The sequence below is a fragment of the Kitasatospora sp. NBC_01560 genome (genome assembly GCF_045208415.1).
Lineage (GTDB): Bacteria > Actinomycetota > Actinomycetes > Streptomycetales > Streptomycetaceae > Kitasatospora.
In genome coordinates this window covers 6,896,108-6,910,386 of the sequence record NZ_CP109364.1, presented here as the reverse complement: position 1 = coordinate 6,910,386, position 14,279 = coordinate 6,896,108, and the positions used below count along the sequence as shown (strand labels likewise).

General features: G+C 67.8%; 8 protein-coding genes and 3 rRNA genes. 2 read left to right on the top strand and 9 right to left on the bottom strand.

The annotated features are described in order from the left end of the window. Positions 1-19: 19 nt before the first annotated feature. From OH807_RS29950 to OH807_RS29940, 3 genes are read right to left on the bottom strand one after another with little or no spacing between them, the layout of a single operon-like run. The gene (locus tag OH807_RS29950) at positions 20-826 is read right to left on the bottom strand and encodes a TlyA family RNA methyltransferase (RefSeq protein ID WP_406205000.1); all 807 of its coding nucleotides are present in this window, start codon (positions 824-826) and stop codon (positions 20-22) included. Positions 827-865: 39 nt separating this feature from the next. After that, on the bottom strand, positions 866-1,150 hold the full coding sequence (locus tag OH807_RS29945) for a hypothetical protein (RefSeq protein WP_406204998.1): 285 nt from the start codon (positions 1,148-1,150) through the stop codon (positions 866-868). Then, complete coding sequence (locus OH807_RS29940) at positions 1,143-2,045, bottom strand: hypothetical protein (protein WP_406204995.1); 903 nt, start codon at positions 2,043-2,045, stop codon at positions 1,143-1,145. The genes OH807_RS29945 and OH807_RS29940 overlap by 8 nt, the downstream gene beginning before the upstream one ends. Before the next feature lie 169 nt (positions 2,046-2,214). Between OH807_RS29940 and OH807_RS29935 the strand changes: the two genes are divergently transcribed. After that, positions 2,215-2,562 (top strand): SCP2 sterol-binding domain-containing protein, encoded by a 348-nt coding sequence (locus OH807_RS29935; protein WP_406204992.1) that lies wholly within the window; start codon positions 2,215-2,217, stop codon positions 2,560-2,562. Between the two features lie 51 nt (positions 2,563-2,613). On the opposite strand, the gene OH807_RS29930 is transcribed toward OH807_RS29935, so the two are convergent. After that, positions 2,614-3,657 (bottom strand): HAD-IIA family hydrolase, encoded by a 1,044-nt coding sequence (locus OH807_RS29930; RefSeq protein WP_406204989.1) that lies wholly within the window; start codon positions 3,655-3,657, stop codon positions 2,614-2,616. A gap of 12 nt (positions 3,658-3,669) precedes the next feature. Further along, positions 3,670-4,350, bottom strand: a complete 681-nt coding sequence (locus tag OH807_RS29925; protein ID WP_406204986.1) for a tetratricopeptide repeat protein — start codon at positions 4,348-4,350, stop codon at positions 3,670-3,672. A 94-nt stretch (positions 4,351-4,444) separates the two neighbouring features. On the opposite strand from OH807_RS29925, the gene OH807_RS29920 reads away from it, so the two are divergent. After that, the gene (locus OH807_RS29920; protein WP_406204984.1) at positions 4,445-5,815 is read left to right on the top strand and encodes a DUF1015 family protein; all 1,371 of its coding nucleotides are present in this window, start codon (positions 4,445-4,447) and stop codon (positions 5,813-5,815) included. Positions 5,816-5,971: 156 nt separating this feature from the next. Here the strand turns inward: OH807_RS29920 and OH807_RS29915 are convergent, their stop codons facing one another. From OH807_RS29915 to OH807_RS29900, 4 genes are all read right to left on the bottom strand, one after another. Continuing rightward, on the bottom strand, positions 5,972-6,853 hold the full coding sequence (locus OH807_RS29915) for a hypothetical protein (RefSeq protein WP_406211271.1): 882 nt from the start codon (positions 6,851-6,853) through the stop codon (positions 5,972-5,974). A 1,764-nt stretch (positions 6,854-8,617) separates the two neighbouring features. Continuing rightward, a 5S ribosomal RNA gene (gene rrf / locus OH807_RS29910) occupies positions 8,618-8,734 on the bottom strand. Between the two features lie 108 nt (positions 8,735-8,842). After that, positions 8,843-11,964 (bottom strand): 23S ribosomal RNA (locus OH807_RS29905). Between the two features lie 280 nt (positions 11,965-12,244). Further along, a 16S ribosomal RNA gene (locus tag OH807_RS29900) occupies positions 12,245-13,768 on the bottom strand. Together the 16S, 23S and 5S rRNA genes form the textbook arrangement of a ribosomal RNA operon. Positions 13,769-14,279: the final 511 nt, after the last annotated feature.

Below are 14,279 nucleotides of genomic sequence, written 5' to 3'. Positions count from 1 at the left end.
CGGACGTCCGCAGAGCACCCTATCGGGGGCCCTCGGCGACGGCCCGGTCCGCCTCCGCCGGGTCCAGCTCCGGGGCGTCCCGGCGCAGCCAGAGGAAGTACTCGACGTTCCCCGACGGCCCCGGCAGGGGGCTCGCGGTGACCGCCCGCACGCCCAGCCCGAGCTCCCACGCCTGCCCGGCGACCTGGCGCACCATCTCCGCCCGCAGCTGCGGGCTGCGCACCACACCGCCGCTGCCGAGCCGCTCCTTGCCGATCTCGAACTGCGGCTTGACCATCATCACCAGGTCCGCGTCCCCGGCCGCGCAACGGGCCAGCGCGGGCAGCACCAGGCCGAGCGAGATGAACGAGAGGTCCCCGACCACCAGGTCGACCGGCGTGCCGCCGATCAGCTCCGGGGTCAGTTCGCGCACGTTGGTGCGGTCCATCACCGTCACCCGCTCGTCGCTCTGCAGCGACCAGGCCAGCTGCCCGTAGCCGACGTCCACCGCCAGCACGTGCGCCGCCCCCGCGCGCAGCAGCACGTCGGTGAAGCCGCCGGTCGACGCGCCCGCGTCCAGCGCCCGGCGGCCCTCGACCACCAGGCCCTGCGGGACGAACGCGGCGAAGGCGCCGGCGAGCTTGTGGCCGCCGCGCGAGACGTAGTCGGGGTCGTTCGCGTCCTCGGCCACCACGACCGCAGCCGAGGTCTCCACCTGGGTGGCCGGCTTGGTCGCGGTGGTGCCGCCGATGGTCACCCGACCGGCCGCGATCAGCTCGGACGCGTGCTCCCGCGACCGGGCCAGCTTGCGGCGGACCAGCTCCGCGTCGAGACGGCGTCGTGCCACTGCCACTGGTGTTTCAGCTCCTACAGGTGGTTCTGCGGGTCATTCCCGGTCGAGCGCGGCCAACGTGTCGGTGAGCCGCTGGTGAACATCTTCGTACACCGCGACGTGCGCGTCGGTCGGCACCCCGTCCAGCGCCGCCAGTCGGGCCAGCCCGGCGTCGACGGCGGGGTGGCCCGTGGGGGACAGTTCGACACCCAGCGGGAGCGCTTCGGCGCCGGCCGGGCCTTCGGCGAAGGGCTCGGCGGTGGCGGGCGCAGCCGTGGCCGTGGCCGGCCCGACGGTGACGGGCCCGGCGGGCGGGACCTCCGGGGCCGGGTCAGGCATCGGGCCGTTCCGGCTTCTTCGTGCTGCTCGTCCTCCGGACGGTGGTCTTCTTCGTCGCGGTCCGCTTGGCCGGCTGCTCCTGGCGGGCCGCCTGGGCCGCCCGCCCGGTCGCGGTCCGCCTGCCCTCCGCGGTCTTCTTCGCGGTCGCGGTCTTCTTCACCGCCGTCTTCCGGGTGGCCGGCTTCGCTCCGGCCGGCTTCGTACCGGCGGGCGTCGCCTTCTCGGCCGCCACCTTCTTGGCCGCGGCCTTCTGAGCCACAGCCTTCTGAGTCGCGGTCTTATTCGCCGTGGTCTTCTTCACCGGCGGTTCCGCCACGGGGGCCTTCTCCCCCGCGGTCTGCCGGTCCGGCCGCGCGACCGACGGCACCACCGGGTCGACCTCCACCGGCTCGTCGACCTCGACGCGCTCGGCCACTATCGGCTCCCCCGCCGCCCGGCCCGCCGGCACCACCGGGTCGTTCTCCTGCTCCCAGCCCTGCCCGAACAGCGCGTCCGCCCGCGGCGCCGGCCCGGGCTCCGAGGCCGCGGCCCCCGGCTTCGCCGGCGACCCGCCGTCCTCCTCGACCTCGCGCAGCTTGCTCTCCAGGTAGGCCAGCACCACGCCGACCTTGGTCACCTGGTCCCCGACCTTCTCGAAGGCCCGCTCCACCTCACTGCGCGCCACCCCGACCGCGAGGTCCACCCCGGCCCGGCCGGCGGTGACCGCCTCCTCGGCGAGCGTCTGCAGCGACTTGGCGGACGGGGGGAACTGACCACCCAGCCGGCGCTCCACCTCGGTGACGTCGATGCCGGTCCGCTCCAGCAGCCCGGCCGCGGTCACGACCACCCGCTTGCCGACCTCCTCCACCAGTCCGGCGGCGACCTCCACCGCTCCCCGCACCGTCTTCGGCAGCATCCGGGTGCCTCCTCAGCGCCTGCGCGCATCGCTCCGTGGGCGTCAGCGCCCGGACCACCTCCGGGCACTCCACCGACGACGCTACCGCCAAAACCGCCCTGCGGTACCGTGGCCCCGCAGTAGCCGTCGCCCGCCGCAGCCGGGCAGGACCGAGGAACGGACCACCGCCATGGCCAACGCCGAGGAGTGCCGCACGGCACTGGAGCAGCTCAGCCGGAACATGGCCGAGTCCACCGGCAACGTCCGCCAGGCCGCCGCCCTGCCCCGCACGCTCAGCTGCCGGATCACCGACCTGGACCTGACCTTCGCGGGGTACATGCGCGACGGCCGGCTCGACGACATCACCGAGACGCCCGGCGCCCCCGCCGAGAAGGCCGACATCCGGCTCACCATGAGCAGCGACGACCTGGTCGCGCTGGTCGCCGGCCGGCTCGGCTTCGCCTCCGCCTGGGCCGCCGGCCGGGTCAGGCTGGAGGCCGGCTTCCGCGACCTGCTGCGCCTGCGCACCCTGCTCTGACCGCCCGCCCCGGGCCCCCGCCCAGGTCGACGGGGGCCCGGCACACCGGGCTCAGAAGCCCAGCTCGGCCAGTGCCTTCCGGCCGTCCACCGGCTCGCCGCCGGCGTCCAGCGCCGTCCACGCCGCCGCGCAGAGCGCCCGCAGCCCGTCCCAGCGGTCCTCGCCCGTCGCGGTGAGCCGCAGCTCGCCGTCCTGCGCCACTGCCGTCCAGCCGCCGCAGCCGAAGCCGCCGCCCGGCTCCGCGACCGCCTCCGGGTGCGACTCCAGCAGGCCGCGCAGATCCTCGGCGAGGTACGTCGGCCGGTGCTCCGCCGGCGCTGCCAGCAGCTGCAACGGCGTGGTCACCCCGGTGAAGACCAGCAGGCTGTCGACCCCGCCGTTGAACGCGCCCTCGATGTCGGTGTCCAGCCGGTCCCCGACCACCAGCGGCCGCCGCGCGCCCGTCCGCAGCACGGTCTCCCGGTGCATCGGCGGCAGCGGCTTGCCCGCCACCTCCGGCTCCACCCCGGTCGCCGCCCGCACGGCCGCGACCAGCGTGCCGTTGCCCGGCGCGATCCCGCGGGCCTGCGGCACGGTCAGGTCCAGGTTCGACGCCACCCACGGCAGTCCGCTCTGGATCGCGAAGGAGGCCTCCGCCAGCTGCTGCCAGCCCACCGACGGGTCGAAGCCCTGGACCACCGCGAGCGGCTCCTCGGCCAGCGTCCGGACGGCCACCAGGCCGCGCTCGGCCAGCGCCTCCTCCAGCCCCGCCCCACCGACGACCAGCACCTTGGCACCGGCCGGCACCTTCTCGGACACGACGCGCGCGGCCGCCTGCGCCGAGTTGATGACGTCCGCGGGCTCGGCGGGCACCCCCAGCTCGGTCAGGTGCTCGGCCACCACGCGGGGCGGGCGGGAGGCGTTGTTGGTCACGTACGCCAGCCGCATCCCGGCCGTCCGGGCGGACTCCAGCGACGCGACCGCGTGCTCGATCGCGTTCGGCCCGGTGTACACCACGCCGTCGAGGTCCAGCAGCGCGGTGTCGTACGCCTCGGTCAGCGGGAGCCCGCTCCCGCCGGGGGCGGTCCGTCGCGCGGTGGTGGCCGTCTCGGTCATGCCTGCTCTACCTCATTCACTGCGTCGATCCCGGTCATCCGTGTCGTCCGTCCTGCCGTCCGCGCCGCCCGTACCGACGGTGCCGACGGTGCCGACGGGGCCGCGCGGGGACTGCGCGCCGCCGTCCGCGGCCGACGGCGGTTCCAGGTACCCCGGGGCACCCGGCTGCAACGGGCCGAACGCCCCGGCGCGGGCCGCCAGGGTCGCCCGGGTCTGCCGCAGCGCCGCCCGGTAGTGGTCCGCCTCCGGCCGCATCGCCACGGCCAGTGCCAGGTGCTCGGCGGACGTCTCGAAGTCGCCCAGCCGGGCCGCCGCGACGCCCCACCCGAACTGAGCGTAGTCGTCCGACGGCTCGGCCAGGGCGACGGCCCGGAAGTTCTCCAGCGCCGCCGCGTACGAGCCCGCGTCGAACTGCGCCCGCGCCAGGGTCTCCCGGATGCTGCGGGAGTGCGGCTCGGCCGCCGCCGCCCGGGCGAGCAGCTGTTCGGCGGCCGCCGGGTTGCCCTGCGCCAGCAGCTTCCCGCCCCGGCGGAACCACTCGTACACGTCGCCGGTGGGTTCCCCGGCCCGCCCCTGCTCCGGCACGCCGCCGCCACCGGAGGCGCCGCCGCTCGGGGGGCCGTCCGCGAAGCTCCCGCCGCCCCCGCTGCCGCCGCCGTCCACCCGCTCCTGCCCGCCGTTGCGCTCGCTCACGCCCGTACCTCGCCCTCGGTCACGACACCCGCCCCACCGACCAGCACGGGTGTTCCGATCTCTGAACAACGCGTACCCGGTTACGATGCCCAGAATGAGCACCCCCAGTGCAGAAAGCGGAGCGGAGTCTCCGCAGGGCGGCCCCGGCGATCCCGGGCACGTCGCCACCGCAGGTCTGTCCCTGTTCCCCTTCCGCGGCCTCCGGTACGTCCCCGACCGGGTCGGCGCCCTGGCAGCGGTCACCTCCCCGCCGTACGACGTCGTCGACCCCGGCCACCGGCTCGACCTGGAGACCGCCGACCCGCACAACGTGGTCCGGCTGATCCTGCCGCGCCCCGAACCGGAGGACGCCGGGGACCGCCCCGACCGCGACACCCGGTACCGGCACGCCGCCCGGCTGCTGCGCGACTGGCAGCGCGAGGGCGTCCTGGCCGCCGACCCCGTCCCCGCGCTCTACGTCTACGAGCAACGCGTACCGGCCACCGGCGACTCCCCCGAGCTGCTCCAGCGCGGTCTGATCGGCGCCCTCGCCGTCAGCGGCAAGGAGGCCGGCATCGTCCTGCCGCACGAGGACGTGATGCCCCGGCCGGTCGCCGACCGGGTCGGCCTGATGCGCACCACGCGCGCCAACCTCGAACCGCTGCTGCTCACCTACCGGGGCAACGGCGGTGCGGCCGGTGTGGTCGAGCGCGCGGCGCTCGGCGAGCCGCTGCTCACCACGACCACCACCGACGGCACGCACCACCGGCTCTGGGCGGTCACCGACCCGGCCGAGATCGCCGAGGTCGGCCGGGACCTCGCCACCTGCCGGGCCCTGATCGCCGACGGCCACCACCGCTGGGAGATGTACCTGCGCCTCCAGCGCGAGCACCGGCACCTGCCGCGCAGCCCGTGGGACCGCGGGCTCGTCCTGCTGGTCGACACCGCCCGCTACCCGCTGAACGTCCGCGCGATCCACCGGGTGCTGTACCGGCTGCCCGTCGCCGAGGCCCTGGCGAAGCTGGGCGACCGCTGGCAGGTCAAGGAGGTGCCCGGCCCGCTGGAGAGCGCCCTGCAGTCGCTTGCCGAGCAGAAACGGCACGGCAGCAGCAGCTTCCTGCTCACCGGTGGCGACGGCGTGTACTGGCTGGTCGGCGAACCCGACGAGGGCCTGCTCGACGCCACCGTGCCGCAGGACCGCCCCGAGGAGTGGCGTCACCTCGACGCGACCGTCCTGCATGCCACCCTGCTCGACCACGCCTGGCGCGTCCCCGACGGCCCCGACGACATCGGCTACCTGCACACCGCGGGGGCCGCCGAGCGTGAGGCGGCCCGGAGCGGTGGCACCGCCGTCCTGCTCCACCCGGTGCGGGAGAGCGTGGTCCGCCGGCTGGCCGAACAGGGCGTCACCATGCCGCGCAAGTCCACCTCGTTCGGCCCGAAGCCGGCCACCGGGCTGGTGCTGCGCAGCCTCGGCCTGGGCTGACGCCCTCCGCCCGCTGCCTCCCCCACCGCCCAGGAACGACACGCCCAGGAACGACAAAGAGGCCCTGCCCCGCCCCCGGAACACTTCCGGGGGCGGGGCAGGGCCTCTTCGGTCACCGCTGCTCACCTCGTGCCGCTACCGGCACGACAGGGCCGGTCAGGCCTTGGTGTCGGTGGAACGCTCGGGCACCACGCCGTCGAAGTCCTCGTCGATCTCGAGGTCGTCCTCGTCGTAGAACTCCTCGACGTTCTCCTCGTCCTCGAAGATCTCCCGGTCGTCCGACACGCCGCCGCGCGACTTCGGCGCCGCCGGGGCACCGGCCTCGTCGGCGTCGTCGGACGCCTCCTCCACCAGCTCCGGGTCGAGCGCGTCGACGAACTCCAGCCCGTCGATCTCGGCCAGCCGCTCGGAGGCGTTGGTGGCGCCGTCACTGTCCGCCTCGGCCGCCTTGGCGAACCAGTCGCGGGCCTCGTCGGCACGATCCGCCGCGATCAGCGCCTCGGCGTAGGCGTACCGCAGTCGCGCGGTCCACGGCTGCACCGAGCTGGAGGCCAGCTCCGGGCTCTGCAGGGTGACGACGGCCGCGTCGAACTGCTGCATGTCGCCGCGGGCACCGGCCGCGACGAGACGCATCTCGACCTGGCCGGCCTTGTCCAGCTGCTTCACCTCGGGCTCGCCGGCCATCGCCAGCGCCCGCTCCGGACGGCCCAGACCGCGCTCGCAGTCGGCCATCACGGGCCACAGGTCCGCCCGGCCGGTCATCCGACGGGCGGCGCGGAACTCGGTCAGCGCCTCGGAGTAACGCTGCGTCATGTACGAGGCGAAGCCGGCGGCCTCACGGACGGCGGGCACGCGCGAGGCCAGCCGCAGCGAGACGCGCGAGTACTGGTACGCCTCCTCCGGCTCGCTGTCGAGCAGACGGGCGACCATCACCAGGTTGCGGGCGACATCGTCGGCGAGCGTCTTGGGCAGGCTCTTGAGCTCCTGGCGGACGTCCGCGTCCAGCTCGAAGCCGGTGACGTCCTCCGGGATCGGCAGGCGCTTGACCGGCTCGTAGTTGCCCCGACGGTCGTCGTAGTCCCGGCCGCCGCGGTCGTCGCGGTCGCGGTTGTAACCGCCGCCCTGCGGGCGGTCGCCGCGGTCACCGCGGTAGCCGCCGCCACCGGAGGGGCGGTCGTCGCGACGGAAGCCACCGCCGGAGGGGCGGTCGCCGCGGTCGCGGTTGAAGCCGCCACCGGACGGACGGTCGTCACGACGCGGGCGGTCGTCACGGTCGTCACGACGGAAGCTGCTCGGGCGGTCGTCACGACGGAAGCCGCCACCGGCGCCACGGTCGTCGCGGTCACGGTTGAAGCCGCCACCCTGCGGGCGGTCACCACGGTAGCCGCCACCCTGCGGGCGGTCACCACGGTCGCGGTTGAACCCACCGCGGTCGTCACGGTCGCGGTTGAACCCACCGCGGTCGTCACGGTCGCGGTTGAAGCCGCCACCGGACGGGCGGTCGCCACGGTCACGGTTGAACCCACCGCGGTCGTCACGGTCGCGGTTGAAGCCGCCACCGGACGGGCGGTCGCCACGGTCGCGGTTGAAGCCACCGCCCTGGGGGCGGTCACCGCGGTCGCGGTTGAAGCCGCCACGGTCGTCACGGTCGCGGTTGAACCCACCGCCGGAGGGGCGGTCGTCACGACGGAAGCCGCCACCGGCGCCACGGTCATCGCGGTCACGGTTGAAACCGCCACCCTGCGGGCGGTCACCACGGTAGCCGCCACCCTGCGGACGGTCACCACGGTCACGGTTGAACCCACCGCGGTCGTCACGGTCACGGTTGAACCCACCACCGGACGGACGGTCGCCACGGTCGCGGTTGAAGCCACCGCCCTGGGGGCGGTCACCGCGGTCGCGGTTGAAGCCGCCACGGTCGTCACGGTCGCGGTTGAACCCACCGCCGGAGGGGCGGTCGTCACGACGGAAGCCGCCACCGGCGCCACGGTCATCGCGGTCACGGTTGAAACCGCCACCCTGCGGGCGGTCACCACGGTAGCCGCCACTCTGCGGACGGTCACCACGGTCACGGTTGAACCCACCGCCCTGGGGGCGGTCACCGCGGTCGCGGTTGAAGCCGCCACGGTCGTCACGGTCGCGGTTGAAACCGCCACCGGAGGGGCGGTCGTCACGGCGGAAGCCACCGCCACCGCCGGACGGGCGGTCGTCGCGACGGAAGCCACCGCCGGCGCCACGGTCGTCGCGGTCACGGTTGAAGCCACCGCCCTGCGGGCGGTCACCACGGTAGCCGCCACCCTGCGGACGGTCACCGCGGTCACGGTTGAAGCCGCCACCCTGCGGGCGGTCGCCACGGTAGCCGCCGCCACCACCGGAGGGACGGTCGTCACGACGCGGACGGTCGTCACGGTCGCGGTTGAAACCGCCACCGGAGGGACGGTCGTCACGACGCGGGCGGTCGTCACGGTCGTCACGACGCGGCCCACGGTCGTTGGACCAGCCCCCGCGAGACCGGGGCTCGTAGCCGCGGCCGTCGTCCGATCGACGCTCGGGACGGTCCTGGGGCTGGTTCGACATTGTGGTGACTCCTTCTGCTGCTCAGCTCCACCGCGGACTGGGCGACACCACTGCCCTCACGCGGTTCGATGCCGGCCTCCTGGCCGAGCACCTACTCCATTGTCCGGCATCCGGAGACAGCCCGCGCCTGGGCGGAAGTCCCGAGTACCGGGGTTGTGCACGTTCGCAAAAACACAAAAAGGCCGCGGCCCCAGCGAATCGCTGGGGCCGCGGCCTTGAATGATTGTTCGGCGGCGTCCTACTCTCCCACAGGGTCCCCCCTGCAGTACCATCGGCGCTGTGAGGCTTAGCTTCCGGGTTCGGAATGTAACCGGGCGTTTCCCTCACGCTATGACCACCGAAACCCTATTGGGTATCAGCGAAACACACTTTTCAGTTGATAAGTGTTTCTTGTGTTCGCCGGCGATAGCTGTTCGCTACCCGGGAACCACACAGTGAACGCGAGCGTCTGAGGACAAGCCCTCGGCCTATTAGTACCGGTCAACTCCACCCCTTACAGGGCTTCCATATCCGGCCTATCAACCCAGTCGTCTACTGGGAGCCTTACCCTCTCAAGGAGGTGGGAGTGCTCATCTCGAAGCAGGCTTCCCGCTTAGATGCTTTCAGCGGTTATCCCTCCCGAACGTAGCCAACCAGCCATGCCCTTGGCAGGACAACTGGCACACCAGAGGTTCGTCCGTCCCGGTCCTCTCGTACTAGGGACAGCCCTTCTCAACACTCCTACGCGCACAGCGGATAGGGACCGAACTGTCTCACGACGTTCTAAACCCAGCTCGCGTACCGCTTTAATGGGCGAACAGCCCAACCCTTGGGACCTACTCCAGCCCCAGGATGCGACGAGCCGACATCGAGGTGCCAAACCATCCCGTCGATATGGACTCTTGGGGAAGATCAGCCTGTTATCCCCGGGGTACCTTTTATCCGTTGAGCGACGGCGCTTCCACAAGCCACCGCCGGATCACTAGTCCCGACTTTCGTCCCTGCTCGACCCGTCAGTCTCACAGTCAAGCTCCCTTGTGCACTTACACTCAACACCTGATTGCCAACCAGGCTGAGGGAACCTTTGGGCGCCTCCGTTACTCTTTAGGAGGCAACCGCCCCAGTTAAACTACCCACCAGACACTGTCCCTGATCCGGATCACGGACCCAGGTTAGACATCCAGCACGACCAGAGTGGTATTTCAACGACGACTCCACAACAACTGGCGTTGCTGCTTCAAAGTCTCCCACCTATCCTACACAAGCCGAACCGAACACCAATATCAAGCTATAGTAAAGGTCCCGGGGTCTTTCCGTCCTGCTGCGCGAAACGAGCATCTTTACTCGTAATGCAATTTCACCGGGCCTATGGTTGAGACAGTCGAGAAGTCGTTACGCCATTCGTGCAGGTCGGAACTTACCCGACAAGGAATTTCGCTACCTTAGGATGGTTATAGTTACCACCGCCGTTTACTGGCGCTTAAGTTCTCAGCTTCGCCCCGACGAATCAGAGCTAACCGGTCCCCTTAACGTTCCAGCACCGGGCAGGCGTCAGTCCGTATACATCGCCTTACGGCTTCGCACGGACCTGTGTTTTTAGTAAACAGTCGCTTCTCGCTGGTCTCTGCGGCCACCCCCAGCTCGGAGTGCAAGACTCGTCACCAGGAATGGCCCCCTTCTCCCGAAGTTACGGGGGCATTTTGCCGAGTTCCTTAACCATAGTTCACCCGAACGCCTCGGTATTCTCTACCTGACCACCTGAGTCGGTTTGGGGTACGGGCCGCCATGAAACTCGCTAGAGGCTTTTCTCGACAGCATAGGATCATCCACTTCACCACAATCGGCTCGGCATCAGGTCTCAGCCTTAATGAGTGACGGATTTGCCTATCACTCGGCCTACACCCTTACCCCGGGACAACCACCGCCCGGGCTGGACTACCTTCCTGCGTCACCCCATCGCTCACCTAATACAGACTTGGTCCGGCGGCTCCACCACGTCCCTTTGTCCGAAGACTCCGGGCCGGCTTCACGGCCTTAGCATCACCTGGTTCAGCGTTGGCGCTTCAAAGCGGGTACGGGAATATCAACCCGTTGTCCATCGACTACGCCTGTCGGCCTCGCCTTAGGTCCCGACTTACCCTGGGCAGATCAGCTTGACCCAGGAACCCTTGGTCAATCGGCGCAAGAGTTTCTCACTCTTGTATCGCTACTCATGCCTGCATTCTCACTCGTGTACCGTCCACGACTGGTTTCCACCGCCGCTTCACCCGGCACACGACGCTCCCCTACCCATCACAGCAGGCGTTGGCCCTATATGCTGCAATGACACGACTTCGGTGATGTGCTTGAGCCCCGCTACATTGTCGGCGCGGAATCACTTGACCAGTGAGCTATTACGCACTCTTTCAAGGGTGGCTGCTTCTAAGCCAACCTCCTGGTTGTCTCTGCGACTCCACATCCTTTCCCACTTAGCACACGCTTAGGGACCTTAGTCGGTGTTCTGGGCTGTTTCCCTCTCGACCATGGAGCTTATCCCCCACAGTCTCACTGCCACGCTCTCACTTACCGGCATTCGGAGTTTGGCTAAGGTCAGTAACCCGGTGAGGCCCATCGCCTATCCAGTGCTCTACCTCCGGCAAGAAACACGTGACGCTGCACCTAAATGCATTTCGGGGAGAACCAGCTATCACGGAGTTTGATTGGCCTTTCACCCCTAACCACAGGTCATCCCCCAGGTTTTCAACCCTGGTGGGTTCGGTCCTCCACGAAGTCTTACCTCCGCTTCAACCTGCCCATGGCTAGATCACTCCGCTTCGGGTCTTGGGCATGCAACTCAATCGCCCTATTCGGACTCGCTTTCGCTACGGCTACCCCACACGGGTTAACCTCGCTACACACCGCAAACTCGCAGGCTCATTCTTCAAAAGGCACGCAGTCACGAGACACACAGCAAGCTGCATGTCCGACGCTCCCACGGCTTGTAGGCACACGGTTTCAGGTACTATTTCACTCCGCTCCCGCGGTACTTTTCACCATTCCCTCACGGTACTATCCGCTATCGGTCACCAGGGAATATTTAGGCTTAGCGGGTGGTCCCGCCAGATTCACACGGGATTTCTCGGGCCCCGTGCTACTTGGGAGTTCTTCAAACGAGCCGTACAGATTTCGTCTACGGGGGTCTTACCCTCTACGCCGGACCTTTCGCATGTCCTTCGACTACCCATACGGTTTCTGACTCGTCGACCGGCCGGCAGACCGATCAAGAAAAATCCCACGACCCCACCAGCGCAACCCCTGCCGGGTCTCACACGCTGATGGTTTAGCCTCATCCGGTTTCGCTCGCCACTACTCCCGGAATCACGGTTGTTTTCTCTTCCTGCGGGTACTGAGATGTTTCACTTCCCCGCGTTCCCTCCACATACCCTATGTGTTCAGGTATGGGTGACAGCCCATGACGACTGCCGGGTTTCCCCATTCGGAAACCCCCGGATCAAAGCCTGGTTGACGGCTCCCCGGGGACTATCGTGGCCTCCCACGTCCTTCATCGGTTCCTGGTGCCAAGGCATCCACCGTGCGCCCTTAAAAACTTGGCCACAGATGCTCGCGTCCACTGTGCAGTTCTCAAACAACGACCAGTCACCCATCATCAACAACCCGAAACGGGCTACCTCAAGTGAGACCGGCATCTCTGAAGCAACGACCATACGGCCGTTCCCTCAGGACCCAACAACGTGCCCGACCCATCATGCGGTGCTCTGTTTTCCACGCCGAAGCAGTACTCACAGGCCCATACCTGATGTGCCGAATAGTCAACGTTCCACCCATGAGCGACCGTGCAGAACATTCGCCTGCAAGCGGCCATGTGCTCCTTAGAAAGGAGGTGATCCAGCCGCACCTTCCGGTACGGCTACCTTGTTACGACTTCGTCCCAATCGCTGGTCCCACCTTCGACGGCTCCTCCCCTTACGGGTTAGGCCACCGGCTTCGGGTGTTACCGACTTTCGTGACGTGACGGGCGGTGTGTACAAGGCCCGGGAACGTATTCACCGCAGCATGCTGATCTGCGATTACTAGCAACTCCAACTTCATGGGGTCGAGTTGCAGACCCCAATCCGAACTGAGGCCGGCTTTTTGGGATTCGCTCCGCCTCGCGGCATCGCAGCCCTTTGTACCGACCATTGTAGCACGTGTGCAGCCCAAGACATAAGGGGCATGATGATTTGACGTCGTCCCCACCTTCCTCCGAGTTGACCCCGGCAGTCTCCTGTGAGTCCCCATCACCCCGAAAGGCATGCTGGCAACACAGAACAAGGGTTGCGCTCGTTGCGGGACTTAACCCAACATCTCACGACACGAGCTGACGACAACCATGCACCACCTGTATACCGACCACAAGGGGGCGACCATCTCTGGCCGTTTCCGGCATATGTCAAGCCTTGGTAAGGTTCTTCGCGTTGCGTCGAATTAAGCCACATGCTCCGCTGCTTGTGCGGGCCCCCGTCAATTCCTTTGAGTTTTAGCCTTGCGGCCGTACTCCCCAGGCGGGGAACTTAATGCGTTAGCTGCGGCACCGACGACGTGGAATGTCGCCAACACCTAGTTCCCAACGTTTACGGCGTGGACTACCAGGGTATCTAATCCTGTTCGCTCCCCACGCTTTCGCTCCTCAGCGTCAGTAATGGCCCAGAGATCCGCCTTCGCCACCGGTGTTCCTCCTGATATCTGCGCATTTCACCGCTACACCAGGAATTCCGATCTCCCCTACCACACTCTAGCCTGCCCGTATCGAATGCAGACCCGGGGTTAAGCCCCGGGCTTTCACATCCGACGCGACAGGCCGCCTACGAGCTCTTTACGCCCAATAATTCCGGACAACGCTCGCACCCTACGTATTACCGCGGCTGCTGGCACGTAGTTAGCCGGTGCTTCTTCTGCAGGTACCGTCACTTGCGCTTCTTCCCTGCTGAAAGAGGTTTACAACCCGAAGGCCGTCATCCCTCACGCGGCGTCGCTGCATCAGGCTTTCGCCCATTGTGCAATATTCCCCACTGCTGCCTCCCGTAGGAGTCTGGGCCGTGTCTCAGTCCCAGTGTGGCCGGTCGCCCTCTCAGGCCGGCTACCCGTCGTCGCCTTGGTAGGCCATTACCCCACCAACAAGCTGATAGGCCGCGGGCTCATCCTGCACCGCCGGAGCTTTACACCACAGTCCATGCGGACCGTGGTCATATCCGGTATTAGACCCCGTTTCCAGGGCTTGTCCCAGAGTGCAGGGCAGATTGCCCACGTGTTACTCACCCGTTCGCCACTGATCCACCCCGAAGGGCTTCACCGTTCGACTTGCATGTGTTAAGCACGCCGCCAGCGTTCGTCCTGAGCCAGGATCAAACTCTCCGTGAATGTCTTCTCGACAGTGCTTAATGAAAAGCGGTCGAGCTGCACTCGCGTCGAGCGGCACGGCAACCACCGGAATAGGGCGGCCCCGCGCACTGCGTCCTCGCTAGTGTTTTACTTCAAAAGGAATCTCCAACCCCGATCAAGTGATCGAGGCCGGGGATGTCAACATATCTGGCGTTGACTTTTGGCACGCTGTTGAGTTCTCAAGGAACGGACACTTCCTTCAGGCGGCTTTCACACCGGCCCTCCGGGCGCTTCGTTCTTTCGTGTTTCCAGCTTACCAGATGTTTTCCGCTCCGTTTTCCGGAGTTTCATTCATCCGATCCTGGCCGGCCAGGTCCGCTTTTCTGCGGCGACCTCCACATTAGCTCATTCCGGATTGAAGTCCGAAATTCCCCACGCTCACCCGTCGACAGGAAATGCCGACCGACCCAAACGAATGGGCTGAAAGTGAAAGTAGGACTTGCCGAGTGTGATGGTCGCTTCGGCCGGTCCGGGGTGACCTCTCGGTCTC

Bases quoted from the DNA above. Each gene is read 5' to 3' on its own strand.
- OH807_RS29930 (WP_406204989.1), bottom strand. From the start codon at position 3,657: ATGACCGAGACGGCCACCACCGCGCGACGGACCGCCCCCGGCGGGAGC.
- OH807_RS29920 (WP_406204984.1), top strand. From the start codon at position 4,445: ATGAGCACCCCCAGTGCAGAAAGCGGAGCGGAGTCTCCGCAGGGCGGC.
- OH807_RS29940 (WP_406204995.1), bottom strand. From the start codon at position 2,045: ATGCTGCCGAAGACGGTGCGGGGAGCGGTGGAGGTCGCCGCCGGACTG.
- OH807_RS29945 (WP_406204998.1), bottom strand. From the start codon at position 1,150: ATGCCTGACCCGGCCCCGGAGGTCCCGCCCGCCGGGCCCGTCACCGTC.
- OH807_RS29935 (WP_406204992.1), top strand. From the start codon at position 2,215: ATGGCCAACGCCGAGGAGTGCCGCACGGCACTGGAGCAGCTCAGCCGG.